The 26,193-nt window shown below is 46.2% G+C and carries 27 protein-coding genes; 21 read left to right on the forward strand and 6 right to left on the reverse strand.

The genetic code is table 11. The features are described 5' to 3' along the window. The first annotated feature begins 100 nt into the window (after positions 1-100). The 5 genes from dnaA (at position 101) to HVMH_RS00025 (ending at position 5,549) form a co-directional block, all read left to right on the forward strand. The gene (dnaA, locus tag HVMH_RS00005; RefSeq protein WP_029911513.1) at positions 101-1,474 is read left to right on the forward strand and encodes a chromosomal replication initiator protein DnaA; all 1,374 of its coding nucleotides are present in this window, start codon (positions 101-103) and stop codon (positions 1,472-1,474) included. Between the two features lie 115 nt (positions 1,475-1,589). After that, on the forward strand, positions 1,590-2,696 hold the full coding sequence (gene dnaN / locus HVMH_RS00010) for a DNA polymerase III subunit beta (protein ID WP_029911510.1): 1,107 nt from the start codon (positions 1,590-1,592) through the stop codon (positions 2,694-2,696). A gap of 110 nt (positions 2,697-2,806) precedes the next feature. Further along, a complete protein-coding gene (gene recF, locus HVMH_RS00015) occupies positions 2,807-3,910 on the forward strand; it encodes a DNA replication/repair protein RecF (protein ID WP_029911507.1) in 1,104 nt (367 codons plus the stop codon). 66 nt (positions 3,911-3,976) lie between these two features. Next, positions 3,977-4,552 (forward strand): lipid-binding SYLF domain-containing protein, encoded by a 576-nt coding sequence (locus HVMH_RS00020; RefSeq protein WP_029911504.1) that lies wholly within the window; start codon positions 3,977-3,979, stop codon positions 4,550-4,552. A gap of 4 nt (positions 4,553-4,556) precedes the next feature. Continuing rightward, positions 4,557-5,549 (forward strand): ChaN family lipoprotein, encoded by a 993-nt coding sequence (locus tag HVMH_RS00025; RefSeq protein WP_029911500.1) that lies wholly within the window; start codon positions 4,557-4,559, stop codon positions 5,547-5,549. Between the two features lie 87 nt (positions 5,550-5,636). Here the strand turns inward: HVMH_RS00025 and HVMH_RS00030 are convergent, their stop codons facing one another. Next, the gene (locus tag HVMH_RS00030; protein WP_029911497.1) at positions 5,637-6,071 is read right to left on the reverse strand and encodes an Hsp20/alpha crystallin family protein; all 435 of its coding nucleotides are present in this window, start codon (positions 6,069-6,071) and stop codon (positions 5,637-5,639) included. 271 nt (positions 6,072-6,342) lie between these two features. Between HVMH_RS00030 and gyrB the strand changes: the two genes are divergently transcribed. Together gyrB and HVMH_RS00040 are read left to right on the forward strand one after the other, a co-directional pair. Next, complete coding sequence (gyrB, locus tag HVMH_RS00035; RefSeq protein ID WP_029911494.1) at positions 6,343-8,793, forward strand: DNA topoisomerase (ATP-hydrolyzing) subunit B; 2,451 nt, start codon at positions 6,343-6,345, stop codon at positions 8,791-8,793. 360 nt (positions 8,794-9,153) lie between these two features. Continuing rightward, a complete protein-coding gene (locus tag HVMH_RS00040) occupies positions 9,154-10,095 on the forward strand; it encodes a phosphoribulokinase (protein WP_029911491.1) in 942 nt (313 codons plus the stop codon). 64 nt (positions 10,096-10,159) lie between these two features. Here the strand turns inward: HVMH_RS00040 and HVMH_RS00045 are convergent, their stop codons facing one another. The 3 genes from HVMH_RS00045 to hemF are packed head-to-tail and all read right to left on the reverse strand — an operon-like array spanning position 10,160 to position 13,430. Next, positions 10,160-12,070: a TIGR00341 family protein gene (locus HVMH_RS00045; RefSeq protein WP_029911488.1), complete on the reverse strand. Its 1,911-nt coding sequence runs from the start codon at positions 12,068-12,070 to the stop codon at positions 10,160-10,162. A gap of 33 nt (positions 12,071-12,103) precedes the next feature. Beyond that, a complete protein-coding gene (locus tag HVMH_RS00050; RefSeq protein WP_029911485.1) occupies positions 12,104-12,490 on the reverse strand; it encodes an RNA-binding S4 domain-containing protein in 387 nt (128 codons plus the stop codon). 4 nt (positions 12,491-12,494) lie between these two features. Continuing rightward, complete coding sequence (gene hemF / locus HVMH_RS00055) at positions 12,495-13,430, reverse strand: oxygen-dependent coproporphyrinogen oxidase (RefSeq protein ID WP_029911482.1); 936 nt, start codon at positions 13,428-13,430, stop codon at positions 12,495-12,497. A gap of 100 nt (positions 13,431-13,530) precedes the next feature. Here hemF and HVMH_RS00060 point away from each other — a divergent pair, with 100 nt between their 5' ends. Further along, positions 13,531-14,361, forward strand: a complete 831-nt coding sequence (locus tag HVMH_RS00060; RefSeq protein ID WP_029911479.1) for a M48 family metallopeptidase — start codon at positions 13,531-13,533, stop codon at positions 14,359-14,361. Here HVMH_RS00060 and HVMH_RS00065 read toward each other — a convergent pair. Then, positions 14,358-14,912, reverse strand: a complete 555-nt coding sequence (locus HVMH_RS00065) for an L-threonylcarbamoyladenylate synthase (protein ID WP_232087775.1) — start codon at positions 14,910-14,912, stop codon at positions 14,358-14,360. The two genes, HVMH_RS00060 and HVMH_RS00065, sit on opposite strands and share 4 nt — an antisense overlap. Before the next feature lie 173 nt (positions 14,913-15,085). On the opposite strand from HVMH_RS00065, the gene HVMH_RS00070 reads away from it, so the two are divergent. Further along, complete coding sequence (locus tag HVMH_RS00070) at positions 15,086-16,390, forward strand: diguanylate cyclase (protein ID WP_051623071.1); 1,305 nt, start codon at positions 15,086-15,088, stop codon at positions 16,388-16,390. A gap of 42 nt (positions 16,391-16,432) precedes the next feature. Here the strand turns inward: HVMH_RS00070 and HVMH_RS00075 are convergent, their stop codons facing one another. Next, positions 16,433-16,759 (reverse strand): carboxymuconolactone decarboxylase family protein, encoded by a 327-nt coding sequence (locus HVMH_RS00075; RefSeq protein ID WP_029911464.1) that lies wholly within the window; start codon positions 16,757-16,759, stop codon positions 16,433-16,435. A 225-nt stretch (positions 16,760-16,984) separates the two neighbouring features. On the opposite strand from HVMH_RS00075, the gene HVMH_RS00080 reads away from it, so the two are divergent. From HVMH_RS00080 to HVMH_RS00135, 12 genes are all read left to right on the forward strand, one after another. Beyond that, a complete protein-coding gene (locus HVMH_RS00080; protein ID WP_029911460.1) occupies positions 16,985-17,335 on the forward strand; it encodes a DUF3147 family protein in 351 nt (116 codons plus the stop codon). A 28-nt stretch (positions 17,336-17,363) separates the two neighbouring features. Then, positions 17,364-18,461 carry a polysaccharide deacetylase family protein gene (locus HVMH_RS00085; protein WP_029911458.1) on the forward strand — a complete coding sequence of 366 codons (1,098 nt, stop codon included), beginning with the start codon at positions 17,364-17,366 and terminating at the stop codon, positions 18,459-18,461. 52 nt (positions 18,462-18,513) lie between these two features. Beyond that, positions 18,514-19,134 carry a LysE family translocator gene (locus HVMH_RS00090; protein WP_029911455.1) on the forward strand — a complete coding sequence of 207 codons (621 nt, stop codon included), beginning with the start codon at positions 18,514-18,516 and terminating at the stop codon, positions 19,132-19,134. A gap of 21 nt (positions 19,135-19,155) precedes the next feature. Then, positions 19,156-20,553: an MBL fold metallo-hydrolase RNA specificity domain-containing protein gene (locus HVMH_RS00095; protein WP_029911451.1), complete on the forward strand. Its 1,398-nt coding sequence runs from the start codon at positions 19,156-19,158 to the stop codon at positions 20,551-20,553. Positions 20,554-20,575: 22 nt separating this feature from the next. After that, on the forward strand, positions 20,576-20,800 hold the full coding sequence (locus HVMH_RS00100; protein WP_029911448.1) for a lipopolysaccharide assembly protein LapA domain-containing protein: 225 nt from the start codon (positions 20,576-20,578) through the stop codon (positions 20,798-20,800). A 22-nt stretch (positions 20,801-20,822) separates the two neighbouring features. Beyond that, on the forward strand, positions 20,823-21,542 hold the full coding sequence (locus tag HVMH_RS00105) for a VIT1/CCC1 transporter family protein (RefSeq protein ID WP_081822736.1): 720 nt from the start codon (positions 20,823-20,825) through the stop codon (positions 21,540-21,542). 30 nt (positions 21,543-21,572) lie between these two features. Further along, positions 21,573-22,181, forward strand: coding sequence for a cytochrome b/b6 domain-containing protein (locus HVMH_RS00110; RefSeq protein ID WP_029911442.1), 609 nt, complete (start codon positions 21,573-21,575; stop codon positions 22,179-22,181). Further along, positions 22,168-22,647, forward strand: coding sequence for a GNAT family N-acetyltransferase (locus tag HVMH_RS00115; RefSeq protein ID WP_051623070.1), 480 nt, complete (start codon positions 22,168-22,170; stop codon positions 22,645-22,647). The genes HVMH_RS00110 and HVMH_RS00115 overlap by 14 nt, the downstream gene beginning before the upstream one ends. 111 nt (positions 22,648-22,758) lie before the next feature. Continuing rightward, entirely contained in the window at positions 22,759-23,316 is a 558-nt protein-coding gene (locus HVMH_RS00120) for an NADPH-dependent FMN reductase (protein ID WP_029911434.1), read from the forward strand. Between the two features lie 34 nt (positions 23,317-23,350). Beyond that, complete coding sequence (locus HVMH_RS00125; protein ID WP_029911431.1) at positions 23,351-24,685, forward strand: MFS transporter; 1,335 nt, start codon at positions 23,351-23,353, stop codon at positions 24,683-24,685. A 16-nt stretch (positions 24,686-24,701) separates the two neighbouring features. After that, entirely contained in the window at positions 24,702-25,598 is an 897-nt protein-coding gene (locus HVMH_RS00130; protein WP_029911428.1) for a patatin-like phospholipase family protein, read from the forward strand. A gap of 125 nt (positions 25,599-25,723) precedes the next feature. Then, a complete protein-coding gene (locus HVMH_RS00135) occupies positions 25,724-26,104 on the forward strand; it encodes a hypothetical protein (RefSeq protein ID WP_029911425.1) in 381 nt (126 codons plus the stop codon). Positions 26,105-26,193 lie beyond the last annotated feature (89 nt).

Genomic DNA, 26,193 nt, shown 5'->3' on the forward strand with positions numbered 1-26,193 from the left:
ACTTAAGTGTGGTCGGGTTTTCTATGCGTTAATAGATACAAAAAATACGTTAGAAACGCTGTTTTGGCTTTTCTACAAAGTATTGAAAAGGTAGGATATTTTGACAACACCTCTCTGGCCGCAATTGCTTAAGCAATTGCAAAATGTTTTAACGGACCAACAGCTTTACACTTGGATCAATCCGTTACAAGCCGTTGAAGATCGTGAAGTATTACGCTTGATTGCGCCCTCTGGATTTATTCTGGATTGGGTCAACAAACATCTTCTATCCCAAATCGAACACGCCATTTCGCTGGTGTCGCCGGTCAACACGCCACGTGTTGCATTGGAGGCAGGTGAATACGCCATCGAAAGCCTGAATGTCGCTGAAGACACTTCCGTTCCACAACCCTTAAGAGCACCGTCAAAACCTAAATCCGATGCCCGATCGGATGACACAACTACCAAAACCATCCAGCACAACCTAAACCCGCATTTCACTTTTGACTCGTTTGTCCAAGGTAAAGCTAACCAACTGGCTGCCGCCGCCGCGCGACAAGTGGCTGAAAATCCAGGTGGAAGTTACAACCCATTCTTTATCTATGGTGGTGTAGGTCTGGGTAAAACTCACTTGATGCACTCCATCGGAAATGAACTAATCCGTAAGAACCCAAAAGCGCGTGTCGTGTATCTGCACTCAGAGCGCTTCGTTGCCGACATGGTCAACGCTCTTAGACATAACAAAATAGACGACTTCAAACGTTTTTACCGTTCATTAGACGCTCTACTAATTGATGATATTCAATTCTTTGCCAACAAAGAACAATCGCAAGAAGAGTTCTTCCATACCTTCAATACCCTATTAGAAGGCAACAAACAGGTTATCTTGACCAGTGACCGCTTCCCGAAAGAAGTCGATGGTTTGGAAGACCGTTTGAAATCCCGCTTCGGCTGGGGGTTGACCATCGCGGTGGAACCACCTGAGTTTGAGATGCGTGTTGCTATCCTGATGAAAAAAGCGTCTGAATTTGGCTTTATCCTACCGGACGAAGTCGCATTCTTTATTGCCAAACGCCTTAGAGGCAATGTCCGTGATTTGGAAGGGGCATTGAAGCGTGTGGGGGCTTTCGCTCAGTTCACTCAACAAATGATCAGCGTCGAAATTGCTAAAGAAGCTTTAAAAGACTTGCTTGCGCTACAGCAAAAAATGGTGACGTTATCGAACATCCAAAAGACTGTCGCGGATTTTTACAAAGTGCGTGTCGCGGATCTTTTATCCAAAAAACGTTCACGCAATATTGCTCGCCCTCGCCAAATGGCGATGGCAATTTCAAAAGAGCTGACAACCCATAGCTTACCGGAAATCGGCGATGCTTTTGGTGGGCGCGATCACACCACTGTATTACATGCCGTGCGTAAGATGAAAGAGCTGAGAGAGTCCGATCATCGCATTGATGAAGATTTCAGTTCCTTAGTGAGAATCATCACGAATTAAGCAGACTTAAATAAAACTGTGAATTTGTGATGAATTCTTTGCAAGAAAGCATAGGAATTCAAAAATATTTTGGCATAATAACTGTCAGTAGTGAGGAACCTAAATAGGAAACAGGATGAAAATCAGTCTATCGCGAGAAAACCTTTTAAAAGTCCTTCAAACGGTAGGAGGGGTTGTTGAAAAACGCCAGACCATGCCGATCTTGGGAAATATCTTATTCCAAATCAACCAAAACACCCTTACTGTTACCGCATCCGATTTAGAAATCGAAACGCGAGCGTCTACAGAACTCGAAACAAGTGATGGCGATTTCGACGTCACACTGCCCGCCATTAAGCTCATCAGCATTGTTCGCTCTTTACCAGACGGTTTGACTGTCGTTTTGGAATTTGAAGAAATGCGCTGTAAGCTTTCTGCAGGACGCTCGAATTTCAAACTGTCAACACTGCCTGCAGACGATTTCCCAACCATTGACCTGACTCAAGCAGAACTGTCCTTCTCAATGCAGCAGCATCAGTTAAAGCAATTGATTCATAACACTGCATTTGCAATGGCAAGCCAAGATGTGCGCTTCTATCTGAATGGTATGTTATTTGACATCAGTCACCAAACTTTACGTGTGGTTGCGACTGACGGTCACCGCTTGTCAACTTGCTCCACTCTTTTGGAAACAGAAGGTCTGACAGCGACTCAGGCAATTTTGCCGCGTAAAGGGGTCTTGGAACTACAAAAACTGATCGGTGATGACGACAGCTTGATTTCCTTCTCTTTGGCGAAAAACTATCTGACAGTTCAGTTCGAAGAAACGGTCTTCACCTGTAAATTGGTTGATGGCCGCTTCCCAGATTTCAAACGTGTCATTCCTCAGCATAATGATCAATTGGTACAAACCGACCGTGAAGTACTTCGTAGCATCCTTCAACGTTCGGCCATTTTATCGAATGACAAATTCAAGGGCATCCGTTTGTCTCTAGCGCCAAACTTGTTGGCAGTTCATGCACAGAACTCCGATCAAGACGAGTCTCATGAAGATATGGCGATTGATTATCAAGGCACGCAAATGGAAATCGGGTTTAACGTTAACTACCTGATTGATGTTCTCAACTCAATGCACGAGCAAACGGTTACCCTGTACTTGAAAGATGCCAACAGCAGCTGCATGGTCGAGACACAAAACGAAGCTTGTCATTGCCAGCATGTCATCATGCCAATGCGTCTGTAGTCCTTTTGAAAACGAGTGGGTTCTCAATACCCGCTCGTCAAATCCACTATCCTCAACATTTCTAAGCCTTCGGATACGACCGATTTCCCAAGCATTTAAGTGAGCATCACTTGGCTAAACTACTTGAATTACAGCTCCAGCATTTCAGAAACCTGAAATCTTACAAACTGACATTCGGCCCACGCCTTAACTTGATTGCAGGCGATAACGCTGCAGGGAAAACGTCCTTGATTGAAGCAGTTTGGGCACTCTCATCCGGGCGCTCTTTTCGTACCGCCAAACCACAGCAACTGATTCAGCACGACACCTCAGAGTTGACCTTATTTGCCAAAGTCGAGCAACAGCACCAAGTGCATGCCATCGGATTATCCCGTTCTGAAGAGAAAGTGTTCATCAAGGTGGACGGTGAAGCCATACAAACCCAAGCCGAGCTTGCCAGTAAGTTGCCGGTGCAACTTTTAACCCCGGAAAGCCATCGCCTGTTGGAAGAAGGTCCGAAAGCTCGACGTCAATACTTGGACTGGGGCTGTTTTCATCAATCACAACCCTTCATCAATGCTTGGCGACACTATCAAAGAGCACTGAAACAACGCAACCATGGTCTGAAATCACGATTACCCAAAGAGCAGATTGAGCTTTGGAATGCACAGTTGATTGAAACCGCTCATGCCATTGATCAAATTCGAGAGAAGTATGTTGAAGATCTGTCTCCTTATCTCACCGAATTTTGTCAGGCGCTGATGCCGGAGCTGACTGTTTTACCGGAGTGCCACTTCCGTACTGGTTGGCCAAAATCATCAGGTACCTTTACTCAAGTACTGGAATCCAACTTCCACAAAGACTTGCAACAAGGCCATACACAATACGGCTGCCACCGAGCTGACATTAAGTTTCGTTTTGACGGCCAGGATGCATTGATGAAACTTTCACGAGGGCAGCAAAAACTGTTCGTCTGCGCACTGCTACTGGCACAAGCCAGCCTTTACGAAAAAACGGCTAATGAAGCGGTCATCATGTTGATTGACGATTTACCTGCGGAACTGGATGCCCACCACCGTGAGACACTACTTAAATTATTACAGGCATTGGATATCCAGCACATCCTTACCAGCACCGATAAGGCTTTGATTCCACTACTGGATGCTGACAATGCCAAAGTCTGGCAACTTGAAAATGGACAATTCTCCGAACTGCTTCAAGACGGATGTCAGTGATTGCCTTTGCTATTTAGGCTGTTTTCATGAATAATTTCACTATATAAAAACAACAGAGAGCGCTCTATGTCTTTACGCAACATCTTAACAATTACTTTATTTTCACTGCTAACATCATTGAGTGTCGGCAAAGCTTATGCCGATGACAGTTATGCAGAAGCACTGAAATCCTTTAAGTCTGTAGATGCCACCGCACCTTTCTTCAAAAATGCTTATGGCTATGCAATCTTCCCTAGTGTCGGGAAAGGCGGCTTTGTGATTGGTGGGGCTTATGGCAAAGGTCGCGTTTATAAACACGGTAGCTGGGTGGGTAACAGCACCTTGATTCAAGGAACCTTGGGTTTCCAGCTGGGCGGTCAAGTATTCAGTGAAATCATCTTCTTTAAAAACAAAGACGCTTACGACGACTTTACCAAAGACGGCTTTGAGTTTGGTGGTGAGGCCTCGGTGGTTGCCATCACTGCTGGTGCTTCCGCGTCTGCCGGAACGACAGGAACTGCTACGGGTGCAAGCGGCGGTAGCAACAACGCCACTGGAAAAGCTGACTACTATCGTGGCATGGCCACCTTTACCATTGCCAAAGGCGGTTTGATGTATCAAGCAACACTTGGCGGACAGAAGTTTAGCTTCGAACCAAAATAACACTATGCCGAGTCGTTTTTTGCATTGGGTATTGCTGACGCTGGTTCTAAACTTCAGCCCTGCCTATGCAAACAACGATGCGGTTTCTTCACAAACTTATCCCAAGTTAAAAACCCTTTACAGTTTTGATCTGATTGACAGCCAAACCGGAACGCTAATTTCAGTTAACCAACTGGCTCAAAAAATACAGCATGCCGATGTGGTTTTCATCGGTGAATTCCACGGCAATCAAGCCTCCCATCTTGTCGAGTCAGAGCTGCAATCTGCGCTATACGATTTACGACCTAATCAAGTCTTATCGATGGAACAGTTCAATCGAGACCATCAGCAAGCCATCGATCGCTACCTTGACGGTGAAATCGGCGAAAAAACCTTCATCAAGCAAAGTGATGCTTGGTCAAACTACAGCGGTAGTTACCGCCCATTGATTGAATTCGCTAAACAACACTTCCTTCCTGTCGTTGCTGCCAACGCGCCTTTTCAAGCCGTGCGTTGTGTCGGCAGGCAAGGCAAGCCCTACTTGAAAAAACTCACGGCAGAAGAGAAAGAGCAGATTGCAAGTCAGCCTTTTATGAGCAATGCCGCTTACCAAAAGAAATTCGCGCAATTTCAATCTATGGCAAAACCTCATACGCAAAACCAAAAAGGCTATGAAGCCCAACTGCTACGGGACAACACCATGGCGGAATCCATTCTGCTAGCACTTAAATCGAACCCTGGTGCTCAGGTGATTCACACCAATGGCACCTTCCACAGTGAATCTCACTTGGGTACTGCCGCATTGTTACAAGAGCGCAACCCTAAACTGAAAGTGGTTGTCATCAGTCCTATTGTGGCGACTAACCCGGACAAACCACAGTTACAACCAAAAGACTTGGAAAAAGGCGATTACGTATACTTGATTCAACCACTGCCCGTTGATTATGTGCAGGCAAAAAATCGTCAAAATGCCTTCACCAAAATGTTTAAGGAAGCAGCCGAAAAGCCTTGCCGATAACTCAAAATCTGCCAGGTTGGGTATAATCAGACTGAGAAAAAAGAGCGGCAGATGCCGCTCTTTCATTTTTTGTGCATGCGCTGAAAGCTATTTCACTTCAACCTGTTGCACCCCTCTGTCACCTTCATATTTGGGCAACACTACTTCCAGAACGCCATCCTCGCAATTCGCCGTAATGTTTTCCGCATCTACTTGGTCAGAAAGATTAAACGTTCGAATGAATTTCCCATACTGACTTTCCATACGGTAGTAATCATCCTTTTTAGTTTCCATCTTCGTTTTTCTCTCTCCTGAGATGGTTAACTGGCCGTTGTTGACTTCGACCTTTATGTCTTCTTTTTTCACGCCTGGCAAATCGACTTCTATGTGGTACGCATATTCACCTTCACGCGTATTAACAGAAGGTGAAAACTCTACAGTACCGCTGTCTTTAGCCATAGCTTCAGGATAAAAGGATTGGAAGCGTTTTTCTAAATCACGCAACTCTTTTAGTGGATCAATTGTTCGTAAAAAAAAGCTCATAATTAACCCTCCATTTAGGTCTGATTGCCCTATTCCCTAAATAGGGTAAGGAAATTTTAAACTCTATTAAATTTTTTTGGTTTTAAAATCTTTTTATTTTCTTAATAAAAATTGTTTATTTTCAAATAGATACGTCCTTTCACGAAGGCACATCTATGCTTGTGCAAACGAGTGGGTTTTGTGGTAAAATTCTTTAAGTTTTTGCATCGGTAAAATCGAAGTAAAACCCCTATAAAACAACAACAAAGATACTCACAAAGAATTCTGATCTATGACTGCAGAAAACACCCTTCCAGAAACGCAAACAAACGAATACGATTCCTCGTCGATTAAGGTCCTTAAAGGACTAGATGCTGTTAGAAAAAGACCCGGTATGTATATCGGTGACACGGATGACGGCACAGGTCTTCATCACATGGTGTTCGAGGTAGTCGATAATGGTATCGATGAAGCGCTAGCCGGCCACTGTGACAAAGTCGTTGTCACCATTCACACTGATGGTTCGGTATCCGTTTCCGATAACGGACGTGGGATCCCCGTCGGTATCCACGAAGAGGAAGGGGTTTCCGCAGCCGAAGTTATCATGACCGTGCTTCATGCCGGTGGTAAGTTCGATGACAACTCTTATAAGGTTTCCGGTGGTTTGCACGGTGTGGGGGTTTCGGTAGTAAACGCTCTGTCTTCCGAACTGCACCTGACCATCAAACGTGAAGGCCACATCTGGAAGCAAAGTTACACCCATGGTGTACCAGATGCACCGTTAGAAGCGGTTGGCGACACAGATGAAACAGGAACGGAAATCCGCTTCCTGCCAAGTAAAGAAACCTTTACCAACCAAACCGAATTCAGTTTTGACTATTTGTTGAAACGCCTAAGAGAACTTTCTTTCCTTAACTCTGGTGTTCATATTGAGCTACTTGATAAGCGTGATGACCGCCATGAAGTCTTCGAGTTCGAAGGTGGAATCAAGGCTTTCGTTGACTATATCAACACCAACAAAACCCCTATTAATGAAAAAGCATTCTATTTCTCAACCGTTAAAGACGATATTGTTGTAGAAGTCGCAATGCAATGGTCAGAGGCTTATCAAGAAGCCATTTACTGCTTCACCAACAACATCCCTCAACGCGATGGCGGAACGCATTTATCCGGTTTCCGTGCTGCATTGACACGCTCGTTAAACCAATATGCCGAAAAAGAAGGTCTGACCAAGAAATACAAAATGACCGTTTCAGGTGACGATGCGCGTGAAGGGTTGGCTGCCGTTATCTCGGTAAAAGTGCCTGATCCTAAGTTCTCGTCTCAAACCAAAGACAAGCTGGTTTCTTCCGAAGTGAAGTCTGCGGTTGAAACCGCAATGAACGAGAAACTGTCCGAATATCTATTGGAAAACCCAAAAGAAGCACAATCAGTATTCGCAAAGATTGTTGATGCTGCCCGTGCCCGTGAAGCGGCTCGTAAAGCACGTGAAATGACGCGTCGCAAAGGCGCGTTGGATATCGCCGGACTTCCTGGGAAGTTGGCAGACTGCCAAGAAAAAGATCCTGCGCTTTCTGAACTGTACCTGGTGGAGGGTGATTCCGCGGGTGGTTCTGCCAAGCAAGGTCGTGACCGCCGTACACAAGCGATTCTGCCGTTGAAAGGTAAAATCCTGAACGTTGAAAAAGCCCGTTTCGATAAGATGCTGGCGTCTGCGGAAGTGGGTACTTTGATTACCGCTTTAGGTTGCGGTATCGGTCATGAAGACTACAACCCGGACAAACTGCGTTACCATCGTATCATCATCATGACGGATGCCGACGTCGATGGTTCGCACATTCGTACCCTACTGTTGACTTTCTTCTACCGTCAAATGCCGGAGTTGATTGAGCGCGGTTACATCTACATCGCTCAACCACCACTTTACAAGGTGAAAAAAGGTAAACAAGAAGCCTATTTGAAAGACGATTCTGAACTTGAAAGCTACTTGCTACAAAGTGCTTTGGATCAAGCAGGTCTTTATCCTTCAACCAGCACACCGCCGATTCAAGGTGTTGCTTTGGAAGATTTGGCAAAGAGCTTCTTGAAAACCAACCGCATTATCGGACGCATTTCTCGTCGTTACAGTCAGCCTTTCTTGGAGCTGATGACGGATTTACCGAAAATGTCGCTTGATATGCTAAACAACATGGATCAAGCACAAGCTTGGATCAACGAAGCCTTACCAAGATTGAAGGCCGCTGGTGAATCACAAAAAGTGGAATACCAGCTTTCGGTAGAACCAGCACATGAAGGCGAAACCAAATTCCAAATCCGCTTACAACAGCGTGAACATGGAACCTTGAGCTCGCAAGTGTTTGATGAAGATTTCTTTGCTTCCGCTGACTATGAGCAAATCGCCAAAACCAGTACCGAATTACACGGCTTGGTGACGGAGACAGCGTATATTCAGCGTGGCGAAAAACAAGAGCCAGTCACACATTTCCGTGAGGCGCTAGACTGGTTACTCAATGAAGCGAAACGTGGTCAAACCATCCAGCGCTATAAAGGTCTTGGGGAAATGAACCCGGAACAGCTATGGGAAACCACGATGAACGCAGAAGCACGTCGCTTGCTACAAGTGACGATTGCAGATGCCGTTCAGGCTGACCAAGTCTTTACCACTTTGATGGGAGATGAAGTCGAGCCACGTAGAGACTTTATCGAGTCGAATGCACTGAAAGCTGAAAACATCGACGTGTGATTTAGGACACTAAAAAACGATTCCGAAACTGATTTGCTTCGTTGAAATCCGCTCAGAATGCTCATTTACATTCATGTAAACTCCGCTTCTTCGCGAATTTTGCCTGGCCCTTTAGCTTCTCATAACGTTTTATAGCGTCCTTTTCGAAGCGATGTGTGACGAAATTTCAAGCACTTATAAAAAAGTGTCATTTGACAAAAAAACGATAAATCGGATTAAATACGCAAATTATTTTTTAAACTTTAAACCCCAACCTGGCAGATTTTTAGAGTTTATTTTTAAATAAACCTTTAAATTCAAGGGCTTGGATATGCTTGACTTGCTAAAAAGCAAGAAGGGCATTTAGTTAAGGAGACTGAAATGTCAGTAGAACATCCAATTGTAACGGTTACTGGTTCTTCCGGTGCAGGGACATCTTTCGTAAAACGCGCTGTAGAAAAAATCTTTGCACGCGAAAACTTGAACGTTGCTATCGTTGAAGGCGACAGCTATCACAAGTACAGCCGTGTTGACATGAGAGAAAAAGTTGCAGAGTCAAAAGCGAACGATGGTCCGGTTCTGACACACTTTTCTGAAAAAGCGAACCTGTTCAATGAATTGGAAGCTCTATTTAAAGAATATAAAGAAAACGGTACTGGTAAACGTCGTTACTACATCCACAGCGATGAAGAAGCAGTTGAGCACAACGGCCGTCTAGGAACTGATTTGGCTCCAGGTGAATTTACACCTTGGGAACCAATTCCTGAAGGAACAGATATCCTGTTCTATGAAGGTCTTCACGGTATGGTTAAGCGTATGGATCACGGTCCAGAAGAAGGCATGCATAACGTTGCTCAATACGTTGATTTAGGTATCGGTGTTGCACCATCTATCAACATCGAGTGGATGCAAAAAATCTACCGCGATACGTCTGAGCGTCCTTATTCAGTACAACAAGTTCGCGACGTGATTCTTGAGCGTATGCCTGATTACATCGAGACAATCGTTCCTCAATTCCACCGTACACACATCAACTTCCACCGTGTACCGTTAATTGATACGTCTGATCCATTCTCAACGATGTCTGAAGATGCGCCTATGGGGCCAGCTCCAGAAGATTCATTGATTATCTGTCATGTACGTCACCAAGACATCAACCTAGAACAAATCAAAGACAAAATCCCAGGTGCATTCTTGCAAAACCCTGAGACTTTGGTTTGTAACGGTTCACACATGGTTACCGCGATGGATCTAATGATGTCTCCAATCATCCACAACTTGATTGAGAAAAAACGCGCTGCTATGGCGAAGTTGAACGGTTAATCAACTTCCGTTCGACAAAAAAACCCGCATTTGCGGGTTTTTTTATGTCTCGGGCTTTCTCAACTTAACGCTGTACTGCCAACGTCGCCTCCAACAAAATAGAATGTCCAAGCTTCTGTTCAATACGTTGCTTGATATGGTCAATATCCTTATTGCCTAAACTCTTTTGCGAGACCAGTGTCGCTGCAACAAAGTCAGGTTCGCCTTGCTTACCGTTGCTGACTTTAACATTCCTGATCTCCACGCCATCAACTTCCCAACCTTCCAACGCATACACCATACTCTGCTCAGTCACCATTTGGTGGAAAGAGATGACCAACGGGATACTAACCAAAATCACAAACGACAAACTCCACGCCATGCCTTTTTTCGCCAAATGGAACGGACTGTATCCCATCAGCAAGAAGGTCACTGCCGCCGCAAGGACAATGCCGATCAAGTTGGTGACAAACAATAAAGACGCACCATAAAACACGTCAAAATCATACCAACCAATACCAATGCCCGATACCGCCAAAGGTGGCACCAATGCCACCGCAATCGCCACACCTGCCATGCTCTTAGCAACTTCAGAACGCGCATTGGCGTAGGCGCCCGCCACGCCGGAGATAATCGCCACGCCTAAGTCCAAAATAGTCGGACTTAACCGCGCGCTGATTTCATGGTTCATCACATGCAAAGGCAGTAGGAACGTGAGGATCGTCCCACATCCCAGCGCCAGCAAAATACCGATAGAAAGCGTTTTGGCGGAATGAATCATCATATCCGTTTCTTGACGGAGCACCCCCATCGCCAAAGAAATAATCGGCGACATCAGCGGAGCGAGAATCATCGCACCGATAATTACTGGCGCCGAATTCGCAAACAGACCCAGTGTGGCCAACAAAGTCGACAACACCATCAGAACCACATAGGACTCCGAAAGTTTGGCATTCTCTTTCAGCGTGACAAAGGTTTCTTTGACTTCTTCGGGATCGGCGTGGTGAATCCATGGCAAAGGATAAGCAACCAGCTCTTCCACCCCTTGTCCAATGGGCAATCCGGAAACTCGAAGTGATTCTTTCAAATCGGTTTGTCCCGACTTTTCAGGCAGCAGTTGCGTCAATAATTTTAAGGCATCAACCTGAACTTCAACTTCCACCTTCTCTGCATTATGTTCTTCGCCATTCAGGTAATAATCAACCGTGTTGTTGGATGTCGAAATGATCAATTTTTCAGTCTTGATCATGCCCAGATAACTTCTGAGACGATTGTTGTGTCCTTTTCTCGGAAAAACCCGACTAATCAAAAACCTGACCACCTCAGAAATACTTCTCGGAGCCAGAACGATTGCATTCAGGCTGGACTCGTCTTGCGGTGTTTCGCCGACAATCGACTTGGTAAAATCACTATCAGCAGGGCGGTAAACAACGGCAATACCCAGTGCTGCGGTATTGATAACTGTCTGCTTGGCGGTTTCCAATCGAAAAGGGTTCAGGCGCGTTTGACTGAGGCTGAATGTCAATTTCAACAAGTTCTTTATTTTGCTGAAAAAGCCCAAGTCTACCTGAGAAGCGGATGCCATGGTTTCACGTTTACCCAACATCACCGAGCCGAAAACCAGTTCACCGTTACAGGTCATTAAATCTGCCAGGTTGGGAGTATCGGTGCTTTGGATATCTTCTAGAGCATCGGGGAGTTTGTTTTTGATAGGGAAACTGCGGTAGAACCTAATGGCTTCGGGGTGTGGCAACACGCCGACCTGCCAACCACTCTGAGAAGCGGCGGCTAGAAATTGACTCAACTGCACATCACTTAGCCATGCTAACAATCGGCTATCTTCATCAAATGACGGAGAAGACCCTTCGGCAAACAAATTCTGAAAAGACTGCTGCTCAACATCCCAATCAGCAAGTGACGGTAAAACGGTCTCTTCAAATTCCGTTTGCTTGTCAGCATCAAAGACCAGTGTATATTTAAACGCTGATTCTGCCACTTTGCCTCCTCGGTGTTGGGTAAAACTCACCCGTTAAAACCCTTTACTGAAGTCCTCAATCTTACGGCGATCCCGTTTGGTCGGCCTTCCAGCGCCTTTCTCACGGAAACCGACCAATGCCATGTCGGGCATCGGCTTGCGTTGATTGAGTATTTCTTTGTCTAAGCGATACAGCTTCTCAGCAGCCTCGGCATTGCCACGCTTATCGGATAATGCCAATACTGTGATTTCAACTTGGCGGTGAGCCTGCGTCACGGTCAAACGGTCATCAGTCGCTAATGTCTTACTCGGCTTGGGCTTCTGCCCGTTCAGCTCGACCTTTCCACCTTTGATAGCGTCCAATGCTAAACCGCGCGTCTTAAAAAATCGCGCTGCCCACAACCATTTATCAACTCTCAGTTTATCTAACGCTTCGGACACGCTTTTACAACCACTCCCTAGGAGACAGATATTCGTATAATTTCGCTTCTTCCGTACCCGGTTCCGGGTGATAGTTATATTTCCAAGTCACCAATGGCGGCATCGACATCAAAATCGACTCGGTACGCCCACCCGTCTGCAAACCGAAGATGGTGCCGCGGTCAAACGCAAGGTTGAACTCGGCATAACGGCCGCGACGGAACAATTGGAAGTCGCGCTGTCTTTCGCCATATTCTTTGTCTTTTTTTCCGGCAACAATAGGGCGATACGCCGTAATGTAATGGTCGCCAACAGATTGCATGAATGCGAAACATTTATCAAAATCCCATCCATAGGTTTCAGTATTCAAATCATCAAAGAACAGCCCGCCAACACCACGGGTTTCGTCACGGTGCTTCAGATAAAAATACTCATCACACCACTTTTTATACGCAGGGTAAATCTCTTCACCAAAAGGGTCACATGCTTCTTTGGACTGCTGGTGCCAATGTATCGCATCCGCTTCATCCAAATAATAAGGCGTCAAATCAAAGCCCCCACCAAACCACCAAACCGGCGCTTCACCTTCCTTTTCGGCAACAAAAAAGCGTACGTTCGCATGGGATGTCGGCACATAAGGATTTCGGGGGTGAATCACCAAAGACACCCCCAACGCTTGAAAAGAACGTCCCGCCAACTCCGGGCGATGCGCCGTTGCAGAAGCCGGTAGCGTTTTGCCGCGTACATGAGAGAAATTCACACCACCTTTTTCAATAACGTTGCCGTTTTCCAACACACGAGTGCGTCCGCCACCGGTCAATCCCATTGCGCCCTCTGCGCCTGCTCTTTCCCATTCGTCGATAATGAAATCCTGACCATCTTCTTCACTTAACTGACGGCAAATATCGGCTTGCAGGTTTAACAGATAATCTTTTACGGCATCAATGTTGATTTCGGACATGCTTTCTCCATCAGTTGAACGTTTAATGGACTCTATTTTATAGAAAAGCCCTTGATTGTTTTTTAAAATATCCTGTAAACAGCTTTACGATTGGTTAACCATGAACTCACTTTCGTTTTTTCACCGCTACAAACCTGCCATCCTGACATTGGTTTTCACTCTACTGGCAAGTTGTACCAGTAATGTTACCAAGCAGGGAACCGTGGGAGTCCAACGCAGTCAGTTGATGCTGATATCAGAATCAGAAATGGAACAGGGTGCCAATCAGGCCTATGCTCAGATTCTGGCAAAAGCGAAGAAAGAAAATAAACTCAATAATAATCCGGCGGAATTGAAGCGCCTGCGAGCTATTGCTGATCGACTGATTCCGCAAACGAAAATTTTCCGCGATGATGCGCCTAAATGGGACTGGCAAGTTAACCTGATTCAATCCAAAGAGTTGAACGCTTGGTGTATGCCTGGAGGTAAGATTGCTTTCTATAGCGCCATTATCGATAAATTGCACTTAACCGATGATGAAATCGCCGCCATTATGGGGCACGAAATTTCCCATGCCCTAAGAGAACATGGTCGAGAGCGCGCATCAGAAGCCATGGTTGGTCAAGCTGGGCTAAACGCATTGAGCTTGATTACTGGCATTCAAGGCCCAGCACTGGATGCCAGCAATATGGTGATGCAGGCCACTTTCATTCTGCCCAATAGCCGCACACACGAGCAAGAAGCCGACCGCATGGGGGTTGAACTTGCTGCTAGAGCCGGTTATGACCCTTATGCGGCGGTACACGTGTGGGAAAAAATGAGTAAGATTTCAAAAGACGCGCCACCGGAAATTCTCAGCACTCACCCATCCAATGCTTCACGAATAGAAGATCTAAAACACTACGCTAAACTCGTCGAGCCGCTCTATCTCAAAGCAAAGCAATCCCGTTAACGGATTCTCGCCATCGTTTGCGCATCCCAGATTTGGGAAGGTTCGGAAAGACCACTCAAACACCCTTCCAGTATCGGAATGTCAGGAAAAGTGTCGTGACAAACTGCACGATTTTTGATCGGCGGTTGTCCACTTAAATTGGCACTAGTAGACACCAAAGGCATATCGAGCGCATCACAAAGCGCTTTGACTTGAGGGTGATGCGTCACACGAATCGCAACCGTATCACGTCCACCGGTAATCCAGTCTGGAACGGCTTCAGTAGCCGGTAAAATCCAAGTTGTCGGTCTAAGGATCGACTCCCAGGAATTGAGTACATTTTGTGTCCAGGGTTGATAAAAAATATCGGCCAAATCTTTAACTTGCTGCACCGTTGATGCGATGAGTATGACACCTTTTTCAACGGGTCTTTGTTTGGCATCCAACAGCTTTTCAAATGCTTGCTGATTGAAAGGATCGCAACCTAGCCCATAAACGCCTTCTGTCGGATACGCCAGAATCTCTCCAGCTTGTATAAGCGCCATCGCTTGTGTGATGTTGATATCTTTCAATGAATTAACCTCTAAATTTCCGGCATCTATTTTATCCAAAAATCTGCGGAAAATCCCTCCAAGCACATCAATATACAAAATGAAGAGGGATAAGCATCACTTCGTACTAAGCTTGCCTTATACAAAAATTTCTTTTAATATTAACGATTTAAACCGCTAACGAACATACGTTAATGAAGACGAAATCCATCGAACAACCCGATGAAAACCGCCTCTCGTGGCTAGCACGCAATCTATATAATCAGTGGTGGATATTAGCGGCTTTTCTGTTTTCCGTCGCCTTAGTCATTATCATGGCCATTTCTGCACAACGTTTGACCGAGCGCACCATCGATAACGCCGCAAAAATGGCCAATCTTCAGTATGAAAAACTCCATAACCTATTAAACCTCCACCTGTCTGGGCAAAATCGTACCGTCAACCTCAGCTTGATATTGATGCTTGAAGATCCCTTCGAACAAGATAAGGCGATGACCGCGTTTTATCAAAGCGGACGCAACTATACCATTCACCGAGATAAACTGGCCGAGTTGGTGCAAGGCGACCCAACCGAAATGCATTGGGTGGATCAAATCAATGCCATGGCGAAAATCACGGGGCCGTTGCAAGACCGCATCGCCAACATGGCGTTGGACGACCAACGTGCTCAAGGCATCGAGCTCTTAACACATGAAGTGATACCACAACTCAATACATTTAGTGAGAAAGTTAACGACTTTTCCCGTGATCAGGCACAAGACACCAAGCAGTTGATTACTGAAGCCAAACACCAAGTCGACAATATGGTGCATGTCATCATTATCTTCACGCTACTGATTGTCTTCACGAGTGTCGTATTAGCTTTTATCATCGGTCGTAAGTTTCTGCGCATGAATCAACGCCTCAACCAGGCGAATGAAACCCTGGAAAAAGAAGTGGAAAATCGTACCCGCAAGCTTTATGAAACCAAGGAAGCATTGCTGGAAAAAAACCGTATTCTCGAAGAATTGTCGATTACCGACCCTCTGACACAATTGTATAACCGCTTAAAAATGGAAAGCTTGCTGGAAACTTTTCAGCAAGAGTTTGAACAAAAAAATACGCCTTTCAGTCTGTTGTTGATTGATTTGGATTTCTTCAAGTCCATCAACGACTCTTTCGGTCACAATCAAGGTGATCAAGTTCTAATTGAGTTATCGGTTTGCTTGAAGCTGTTTTTCAACGAGAATGCCCACTTGGGTCGTTGGGGTGGTGAGGAGTTTATCGTGATGATGGAAAACAGCGATTTGACCATCGCTGAACAAACCGCAGACGCCTTCCGCAAGCTGGTGGAAGATCACGAATTTTCTATTGCCAAACCCTTGACCGTCAGTATCGGAATTGCATCCATCAAACCAAACGAACCGATTGCGGAGTTCATCCATCGTGCAGATATGGCACTTTACAGCGCCAAGCACAATGGACGAAATCAAATCCGTACTGAAGCCTCAGCCAAATAAACAGATTGGCGGGAAAACGATACTTTCCAAAGAAATTGCAAATTACTTGAAGTATTTGTCCATCTCTTCGTAAACCAAGTCGATATACATCAATTTAGGTCCACCGCCCATCACAACCGCCATCATTGCAGCTTCAAGCATTTCTTCTTTTGTTGCCTTAGCGTCGACACAATCTTTGACATGAACGGCAATACACCAGCTACATTGAAACGCTACCGCCAAAGACAACAACATCAAATGTTTGGTTTTCTCTTCCAGCGCGCCTGGTTGCTCAGCCGCCGCAATAAATGCCATAAAATTTCCGACCGCTTGCGGCATATCTTCAGATAACCGCTGAATCGTCGCACCTGCTTCTTGTAACTTCTCCATTCCGATACCCTCCAATGATTTTGTCCAAGTGTGAAACCACTCGATTTCCCATCATACGCTTGGCATAAAGGAAAATAAATTCTTGTTTCTTTAAATAAAATGAACCTTGTGCTAAATCAATTCTAGGTCTCAATTCGCTGCTCAAGTTATGATAGTCAGATCCCAACCTGGCAGATTTTCATTCTCCATTTTGCACCGTTAACTTAACCATCAATAGGAGCATTCATGTTCTATTACCTCATTAAAGTCCTTATTTCGGCTGTACTGATTGTGGCGATTGCGGAAACCGCTAAGCGTAGCAGTGTATTTGGTGCCTTAGTCGCTTCTTTACCCCTGGTGTCGATTTTGGCGATGTTCTGGCTGTACCATGACACGCAGGACGTACAAAAAATTTCCGAGCTGTCCTACCAAATCATTTGGCTGGTGATTCCCTCTTTTATCTTCTTCATTGCCTTGCCGGTTTTATTAAAAAATGGCTTACATTTTTATTTGAGTGCGCTAATATCAATGCTAATGACCGCTGGCGGTTATTTCTTAATGCTGATTGCCTTGAAAGCCTTTGGAATCAAGGTATAACTTGGAGGTAGAAAGGGTTCTTCCGCTTATGACATCTCACAGATTCGTCCAAACATTTTTTTCGATCACTTGCTTCATCCTGCTGCTTACCGGCTTACCACAAACCGCTTGGGCGGAAGATAAAGCGCAATCCGCCACCTTGAATCCAAACCCGGAAGGCAGTGCCGTCATCCTACTCTACCACCGTTTTGGGGAAGATAAGTTGCCCAGCACCAGCATTCGATTGGATCAATTTGACGCTCAACTTGACTATCTTGCTGACAACCATTTCCATGTCTGGTCACTGTCCAAACTGGTCGCCGCATTGAAAAATCATACTCCAATTCCTGAAAAGACCGTGGTGCTGACGGTGGACGATGCCTGGAAGAGCGTCTATACCGCAGCCTATCCACGCATGAAAGCCAGAGGCTGGCCAATGACGATATTCGTCAATACAAGCCCTGTGGACAAGGGCTATAAATCCAACATGACTTGGGATCAAATGCGAGAAATGCAACAGCATGGCATGGAGTTCGCCAACCACACCAAAACCCATGATTTCTTGATTCAAACCGGTAATGAAAGTCTCACCGCATGGCATAAGCGCGTGGAAGATGACATCAACGCTGCACAAGCAAGATTGAAAAAAGAGCTGGGAACCAATAGTAACGACATGAAACTCTTGTCGTACCCTTATGGCGAGTTTTCCGAAGGCTTGGCACAACAGGTGAAACAAATGGGTTACACCGCCGTTGCACAAAATTCCGGAGCCGTCGGCTATGACTCGAACATGCTCGCGCTGATGCGTTTTCCGATGAGTGAAACTTATGGCGACATCAAGTCTTTCAAAGTCAAAGTGAACACTCAAGTGTTGCCGGTAAAACATTATGAACCTTTCGATCCAGAGGTCAAACAAAACCCGCCAAGACTCACTTTGCACTTCGCGACGCCACAAAAAGGCATACAATGTTTTAATCATAAAGGTGAGCCCTTGCAGCTCCGCTGGGAAACTCCCTTGACGCTGGTTGTGCAAGATAAGGAAAAACTGTCACCACCGCGTGATCGCTATGCTTGTACTCAGCCAACAGCAGATGGCAAATGGCGCTGGTTCAGTCATTCATGGATTATTCAGGAAAAACGCGACTAGCTGTCTGATAGCGAATGGACAATCAACACCAAGAATAAAGGGACGGACAACTATGGAAGTTGGTGTTTTTATTTCTTTTATCGGCATCACGGTACTGATTGCACTATCACCTGGGCCGGATAATCTGTATGTGTTGATGCAATCCGTTCTGCATGGACACTCCGCCGGCATTTCGGTAACGATGGGGTTATGCACGGGATTGATGGTGCATACCACTGCCGTTTCACTCGGGCTAGCAGCATTATTGATGAGTTCCGTCACCGCATTCACTCTGTTGAAAATTGTGGGGGCGCTGTATTTGCTGTATCTGGCATGGCAGGCATTCAAAGCCGGACAACTCCAACTCTCAGCAACGAAAACACCCATGCTTTCCCCATGGAAACTCTATCGCCGTGGCGTATTCATGAACCTGTCCAACCCGAAAGTCTCGCTTTTCTTTCTCGCATTTTTACCTCAATTTGTTTCTGTCGAACACGGCAATGTTTCACAACAAATCTGGTTGATGGGATTCACGACCATTGTGGTGACCTTTCTGGTTTTTAGTTCTATTGCGTTGTTATCCGGGCGATTGAAACAGCTGAACACTTCTCCAAAAGCGCAGCGACTTCTGTACCGCATCACAGCATTCATTTTTGTCGGTTTGGCTGCGAAACTACTTTCCAGTCAACCCTGAACACTGAACAAGGAGACATTTATGATTCCGATTCAATCTTTTGGTGCCGCTGAAACCGTTACCGGCTCCTGCCACTTAGTACGTTTCAAATCAGGTCCCGTCGTATTAATCGACTGTGGCATGTTCCAAGGCCACACCGACCATGAAAATAGTGATGACTTTGGCTTTGACCCTCGTGAAGTGGATATCTTGCTGGTCACCCATGCTCACCTCGACCACGTGGGCCGAATTCCGAAGTTGGTGAAAGAGGGATTTGACGGGCGCATTATCAGCCTGCGTGCTACCTTAGAGCTGGCGGAAGTCATCATGCTCGACAGCGCCAAAATTATGCAGGAAGACTACAAAACTGACCTGAAAAAGGCGCAACGTCGCGGTGAAGAAGACAAGGTAACACCACCTTTGTATGATATGGACGATGTAGGTGATGTCTTCAACCTATCGATTCAATATGCTGACTACAACAAACCGATTAGTCTTTCAAAAGGCATCAAGGCGACCTTCCATAACGCCGGCCATATTTTGGGTTCGGCAAGTATTCAGATTGACTACGAGGAAGATTCCACCACTAAAACTATCGTTTTCTCCGGTGATTTGGGAAATAAGAAAGATTTGATTCTCCCTCCGCCAGAAAGCGTCCGTAATGGTGATGCACTCTATATCGAATCCACCTATGGGGATCGCAACCACCGTTCCTTGACCGAGAGTATCGAAGAGTTCAAGACCGCCATCAAAGACACCTTAATCAATCAAGGGAATGTCCTGATCCCGTCTTTTGCTATTGAGCGTACCCAGGAAATATTGCTGTTGCTCAAACAAATGTACTACGACAAAACGCTGCCAGAGTGCAAAATCTTTGTCGACTCCCCCATGGCGATTCGTGCCACACGCATCTATAGCCAATATGTTCAGGAGTTGAATGAAGACGCACAAGCCTTTTTAGAACAAGATGGTTCGGTGTTCGACTTTCCATATCTTCACTACACCTTGAAAGGCGAAGAGTCCATGGCGATCAATGACATTGAAAGCGGCTGTATCATCATCGCCGGTAGCGGTATGTGTACTGGAGGTCGGATTTTGCACCACTTCAAACATCGCCTGTGGAATGCACGAAACAGTGTTATTTTCGTCGGTTATCAAGCCGTAGGCACACTGGGTCGTCTGATGGTGGACGGTGCCGAAACCATCCGCATCTACCGTGAAGAAATTAAAGTCCGCGCCAAGACCTATATGATCAACGGGTTTTCCGCGCATGCTGACCAAAAAGAATTGCTGGAATGGATTGGACAATTCCAACATCTGGAAAAGGTATTCCTAATTCATGGCGAAAGAGACAAGCAGGAAATTTTCAAAACCGCTATTCAAGACCGATTCAACAAAACCGTGCATATTGTGGAGCATGGCGAAGAAGTCTGGGTTTAAGCACAACTGAAAAGGAGAGATGATGAAAAAGCTACATTCCATCAGTTCCATTGTCGCCATCATACTGGTGACGATTTTTGCGCTGCAAAACACAGCAATTGTCGAAATTAAACTTTTATTTTGGAGCTTTTCCGCTCAAATTGCGCTTTTGGTGGTGATTCTGATCGGCTTAGGTTTTATACTTGGCTTACTGTTTTCGAGCCTCTCAAAACACAAAGAAAAAGACGAAGCCGAGCAGCCAGAATAATTTTTAGTCAGGAGCAAAAACCATGTCTCACTTTACCGAAGAAATGCTTGATGAGCATTTAGCAGACAAACACTACAGCCACCGCATGGGGTGGCTGCGTGCCGCCGTGCTAGGTGCAAATGATGGCATTATCTCCGTCGTGAGTTTGTTGGTCGGTGTCATCGCCGCCGGTTCGGATAAAGAGCATGTGTTATTGGTTGCCGTCGCCGCCATGGTTGCTGGCGCACTTTCAATGGCGGCTGGCGAATATGTTTCCGTCAGCTCTCAGTCGGATACTGAAAAAGCCGATTTGGAAATTGAACGTCAAGCACTGGAAGATGACTGGGAAACCGAACATGCAGAACTGGCACTGATTTATCAGCAGCGCGGTGTCAGTGAAGCCACCGCCAACCAAGTTGCCACCGAATTGATGGAACATGACGCTCTTGATGCCCATGCCCGCGATGAACTCGGGCTATCCGAAATTCATACCGCACGCCCTTTGCAGGCCGCTTTTGCTTCAGCAGCTTCTTTCATCTCCGGTGCAGGGATTCCGGTCATTCTGGTGGCGGTTCTACCCATGCAGAATTTAGGGTATATCGTTGCCTTCAGCTCTCTGGCACTACTTGCCATTTTGGGGGCTATCGCTGCGAAAACCGGCGGTGCCAATATGATTAAAGGCGGCGTCCGTATGCTGATATGGGGAGCTATCGCAATGGGAATCACCACATATGTGGGCTTGATGTTCGGCGCTTCCGCATAGCAACTCAACGCTTTCAACTTGGAGAAAGCCATGTCACATCAGGTCAAGGTATGGGATATCGTCGTTAGGAGCTTTCATTGGTCGCTCGTTCCGACGTTTTTCCTAGCTTACCTTACGGGTGACGACAGTATTCTCCATGCTTACACCGGCTATATCGTATTGACGTTGGTGGTTATCCGCATCATTTGGGGCATAATCGGTACACGTTATGCAAGATTCACCAACTTCGTTTACGGTCGGGAAACGGTGAAAACCTACATTAGCTCAATCTTGCAATTCCGCCCCATTCATTACATCGGTCACAATCCGCTAGGTGGTTGGATGATTATCCTACTTTTATCATTTTTATTGCTCACCACCTGGACAGGGCTAGAAGCCTATGCGGCAGAAGGTAAGGGGCCTCTAGCAGGATTGTCGCTAGATTTAAGTCCTATCGGCACTGCCTTTGCCGATGGCGGCAAAAGCCACTCCATTTGGAAAGGCATCCATGAATTTCTTGCCAACACCACTTTGTTTCTGGTGACTGTCCACATCATCGGTGTACTATTTTCCAGTGTGGTACACAATGAAAACCTGATTCAATCCATGCTTACCGGCGAAAAGACCGTCTCCGACGAGGACGACCATGAACGAAAATAGCTCCCCTGAATACACCTGCCGCCTAGCGACTTTGGCAGACATGGACGCACTCAATAATTTGTTGTGTGCATTATTTCAACAGGAAGACGAATTCGTACCGGATATCGCCGCGCAAACCCGTGGCTTGACCGAGATTTTGCAAAACCCGACCATGGGCTGCATTCTGGTTTCATGTGAAACAACTGCGCCGGAAAAAATGAATGGCATGGTGAATTTGTTATTCACTATCTCCACTGCCCTTGGCGGCAAGGTCGCCTTATTGGAAGACATGGTAGTTTCTCATGAGGTGCGACATCAAGGCATCGGATCACTTCTGATTCAAGCCGCCATTGCCGAAGCCAAGCGCCAAAACTGCCTTCGCATCACCTTACTGACTGACCATCACAATACTGCAGCGCAAACCTTCTATGAAAAGCATGGTTTTCAAGCGTCACCTATGCGACCTTATCGCCTAATGCTTGAGTAATACCCCCAACCTGGCAGATTTTTGCATTCAAAAACAGACAGTTGCATTGCCTGTCTTTCGGCGTACAATCATTGCTACCATTCAAAAAGCTAACGCTTGAAGGAGGTTGTTATGGAAAACTTGAAGATTCTTGGTCTTTGCGGCAGTCTTCGCAAAAAATCCACTAACATGGGCATGCTTCGTTATGCTCGAGCGCATGTGCCGGAAGGCATGACCATCGAAATTGCCGATTTATCACATATTCCCTTTTATAACGAAGATATCAAAGATAAACCCAGCTCGGTGGAAGCTCTCTTTCAACAAATGTCTGAAGCAGACGGCTTTTTGTTTGCCTGCCCGGAATACAATTACTCCATCGCCCCGGCATTGAAAAATGCATTAGACTGGGCATCCAGAGAGCCGAGCAACCTCTTGCTCAACGACAAACCTGCGGCGATGATGGGCGCTGGCGGCGGCATGGGTACCTCGCGTGCACAATACCATCTGCGCCAAGTCTGCGTATTTTTGAACCTGCACCTGCTGAATCGTCCAGAGGTGTTTTGCAATGCTTTCGCCAACACTTTCAATGAGGAAAGCGAGTTGATTGACCCGAAAATTCAACAATTGATTGAGCAACAGTTGATAGCACTGAAAGCCTTCTCTCAGAAATGGCAGGTTCCGAAAAACTAATTAAGAAAACATCTAGCTTAGGCAAAAGGTAAACGTGAACACAGCGGATTCTCAACAACTTAACCGTCTTTATGACTTGATACACGGCGACGAAGACACACGTGCATGCAAAGACATACCGGAATCCGCCTGCCACGATCAACCCAGAAATTTCTTCGCTTACTTAACAGCCAACAGCCTTGGCAAAATCGCCGATGAACTCGCCAGTGCCAAATTGATTTTGCCTTGGCTTCTTGGCATGCTCGGCGCACCGGCGATTTTTGCGGGTTTTCTGGTACCGATACGTGAGGCGTGCGTATTACTGCCGCAACTCATGGTCGCCGCATTGGTGCGCAATCTCCCAGTACGAAAAGGGGTTTGGCTTCTCGGCGCAGCCTTGTCAGCACTGGCTTTGTTCGGCATGGCGATTACCGCGTTTTATGCCAGCGGTGCGATGGCGGGTTGGGCGATTATCATTGCATTGCTTGTTTTCAGTTTGGCAAGAGGGCTTTGCTCGGTTTCTGCTAAGGATGTCCTGGGCAAGACCATTTCAAAAGGCAAGCGTGGCGTATTGATGGGCTATAGTGCCAGCTTTGCGGGCGTGATTACCTTAGGTATCGGTGCCATTATCGAAATGCTCGGGGAAAATAAAGGTGGCAATTCGCAGCTTTTATTGGCAAGCCTTCTCGCATTGGGCGCAGTACTTTGGGTTGTTGCTTATTTCAGCTTTAACCGCATTATCGAACAACCCGGCGCCACCGAAGGTGGCAAGAATGCTCTGGCTGCCGCGATTGAAAGTTTCTCTTTACTGAAAACAGACGCGCCTTTTCGCCAATATGTCATTGCTCGAACACTATTCCTGAGTACCGCTTTGGTTCCACCATTTTATGTATTGGTTGCCCAGTCTTATAGTGAAGGTGCCTTAAGCGGTTTAGGGATGCTGATTATCGCTGGCGGTCTCGCCAGCAGTTTGAGCGCACCGATTTGGGGGAAAATGTCAGACAAATCCAGCCGCAAGGTCATGATCACTGCCGCCGGTTTATCGGGCTTATTAGGCATTTTATTGTTTGCGATGGTTGAAGAACAATCCTCCTGGCTGACGCATCCAATTACCCACGCCGGGTTCTTTATGGCAATCACCCTCTTTCACAGCGGCATCCGCTTGGGGCGCAAAGTTTACTTGGTGGATTTATCAAATGGTGAAAACCGTGCCATGTATGTTGCGTTGAGTAATACTCTTATCGGTATTTTCATGTTGCTGGCGGGTGGTGTCGGGTTGCTAGCAGATATTTGGTCGGTACAAAGCGTGATTTTACTATTGAGTGTTATCGCCATCATCGGCGCACTCTGGACTTGGCGATTGCCGGAAGTCAGCCTGACAAAAAATTAAAAGCAACGGACACACTATGTCAAACAACTCTCCTAAAAAAACCATCTCTCTTGTCTTAGGCAGTGGCGGCGCTAGAGGCCTCGCACATATCGGTGTTATCCGCTGGCTAGAAGAACATGACTTCGAGATAACTTCCATTTCAGGGTGTTCCATGGGGTCACTGATCGGTGGCATTTACGCCATGGGAAAACTGGACGACTTTGAAGAATGGGTATGCGCCATCCGTAAAATGGATATGGTCGCTCTGTTGGATATTTCCTGGCAAAAAAACGGGCTGGTCAAAGGTGACAAAATTATCAACTCCTTGATTGATTTGGTCGGCAACCAGCTAATTGAAGAGTTGCCCGTCCATTTCACTGCCGTTGCGACGGATATTCAAAACCAAAAGGAAGTCTGGTTACGTTCAGGGAAACTGTTTGATGCCATCCGTGCATCCATCTCCCTGCCTTTGTTCTTCACCCCCATGCGCCACAATGGAATTGACCTGATTGATGGCGGTGTGCTAAACCCGGTTCCCATCGCGCCAACTTTTGGTGATGCCACGGATTTAACCATTGCCGCCAACCTGAATGGTGACATACAGGCACCTCAACCCAGCACATCAGAAAATTCATCTGAACCCAATCCCTTCTATGAAAAGGTCCACAATTTCATCCGTCGATTTACCGAGACCGAAGCACCAACCGAGCGCTCAGACTGGAGTATTTACGACATTGCCAACCAAGCATTTGATGCCATGCAAACAACAATTTCCCGCCAGAAACTGGCCGCTTATCCGCCGGACTATCTTATTGAGATTGCCAGCAATGCCTGCGGAACACTGGAGTTTGACCGAGCCAAAGAAATGATCAGATTAGGCTACGACATGGCAGATGAACAATTAAACAAACTAATTACCAGCCGCTCTAAATAAATAGATTTAATTAGTTTTCACCAAACAATCGGCGTTTAATAAAACAGATAGGTGCTGTGTGTTATCTACAGAGCACACAGCACCGTGAAACAATCAACAACACATTAGTTTACAAGGAATTTACCATGATCAAACAAACGATACTTGTTTCGGCTTTGGCCTGCAGTTTGTCATTGTTTTCAGCGAATGCCTTTGCCGCAACACCGAATTCGGATCAGCCAATCTATGGCAGACAACTCATGACACAACAAGAGATGAATGAATATCGTAACCAAATGCGAGCTGCCAAGACGCAAGAAGAAAGAAATCAAATTCGAAATGAACACCACAAACAAATGCAAGAGCGTGCCAAAGAGCAGGGCATAACTTTGCCAGATGAACCACCAGCATCTCGCGGACCAGGTTCGGGAATGGGTCCTGGTTCCGGTATGGGACCCGGCTCAGGAATGGGGCCTGGCATGATGAGACAAGGCGGCGGCATGGGTGGTGGTGGCCCAAACCGTTAAGTCCCGATTCTTCTATTAAATACTTTCTAGGCGGTTTCTATCTGAAGCCGCCGAATCCTTCCATTCAAACAATCGTCACCTTTTATCTC

Origin of the sequence: Hydrogenovibrio marinus (assembly GCF_013340845.1) — a bacterium.
GTDB lineage: Bacteria > Pseudomonadota > Gammaproteobacteria > Thiomicrospirales > Thiomicrospiraceae > Hydrogenovibrio > Hydrogenovibrio marinus.

Excerpts from the sequence above, each read along its gene's own strand:
- gyrB (WP_029911494.1), top strand. The coding sequence starts at position 6,343 with ATGACTGCAGAAAACACCCTTCCAGAAACGCAAACAAACGAATACGAT.
- HVMH_RS00085 (WP_029911458.1), top strand. The coding sequence starts at position 17,364 with ATGACATCTCACAGATTCGTCCAAACATTTTTTTCGATCACTTGCTTC.
- HVMH_RS00095 (WP_029911451.1), top strand. The coding sequence starts at position 19,156 with ATGATTCCGATTCAATCTTTTGGTGCCGCTGAAACCGTTACCGGCTCC.
- HVMH_RS00115 (WP_051623070.1), top strand. The coding sequence starts at position 22,168 with ATGAACGAAAATAGCTCCCCTGAATACACCTGCCGCCTAGCGACTTTG.
- HVMH_RS00105 (WP_081822736.1), top strand. The coding sequence starts at position 20,823 with ATGTCTCACTTTACCGAAGAAATGCTTGATGAGCATTTAGCAGACAAA.
- HVMH_RS00070 (WP_051623071.1), top strand. The coding sequence starts at position 15,086 with ATGAAGACGAAATCCATCGAACAACCCGATGAAAACCGCCTCTCGTGG.
- HVMH_RS00040 (WP_029911491.1), top strand. The coding sequence starts at position 9,154 with ATGTCAGTAGAACATCCAATTGTAACGGTTACTGGTTCTTCCGGTGCA.
- HVMH_RS00100 (WP_029911448.1), top strand. The coding sequence starts at position 20,576 with ATGAAAAAGCTACATTCCATCAGTTCCATTGTCGCCATCATACTGGTG.
- HVMH_RS00060 (WP_029911479.1), top strand. The coding sequence starts at position 13,531 with ATGAACTCACTTTCGTTTTTTCACCGCTACAAACCTGCCATCCTGACA.
- HVMH_RS00110 (WP_029911442.1), top strand. The coding sequence starts at position 21,573 with ATGTCACATCAGGTCAAGGTATGGGATATCGTCGTTAGGAGCTTTCAT.
- HVMH_RS00075 (WP_029911464.1), bottom strand. The coding sequence starts at position 16,759 with ATGGAGAAGTTACAAGAAGCAGGTGCGACGATTCAGCGGTTATCTGAA.
- HVMH_RS00080 (WP_029911460.1), top strand. The coding sequence starts at position 16,985 with ATGTTCTATTACCTCATTAAAGTCCTTATTTCGGCTGTACTGATTGTG.
- dnaN (WP_029911510.1), top strand. The coding sequence starts at position 1,590 with ATGAAAATCAGTCTATCGCGAGAAAACCTTTTAAAAGTCCTTCAAACG.
- HVMH_RS00025 (WP_029911500.1), top strand. The coding sequence starts at position 4,557 with ATGCCGAGTCGTTTTTTGCATTGGGTATTGCTGACGCTGGTTCTAAAC.
- HVMH_RS00130 (WP_029911428.1), top strand. The coding sequence starts at position 24,702 with ATGTCAAACAACTCTCCTAAAAAAACCATCTCTCTTGTCTTAGGCAGT.
- HVMH_RS00135 (WP_029911425.1), top strand. The coding sequence starts at position 25,724 with ATGATCAAACAAACGATACTTGTTTCGGCTTTGGCCTGCAGTTTGTCA.
- HVMH_RS00030 (WP_029911497.1), bottom strand. The coding sequence starts at position 6,071 with ATGAGCTTTTTTTTACGAACAATTGATCCACTAAAAGAGTTGCGTGAT.
- HVMH_RS00020 (WP_029911504.1), top strand. The coding sequence starts at position 3,977 with ATGTCTTTACGCAACATCTTAACAATTACTTTATTTTCACTGCTAACA.
- HVMH_RS00120 (WP_029911434.1), top strand. The coding sequence starts at position 22,759 with ATGGAAAACTTGAAGATTCTTGGTCTTTGCGGCAGTCTTCGCAAAAAA.
- hemF (WP_029911482.1), bottom strand. The coding sequence starts at position 13,430 with ATGTCCGAAATCAACATTGATGCCGTAAAAGATTATCTGTTAAACCTG.
- HVMH_RS00090 (WP_029911455.1), top strand. The coding sequence starts at position 18,514 with ATGGAAGTTGGTGTTTTTATTTCTTTTATCGGCATCACGGTACTGATT.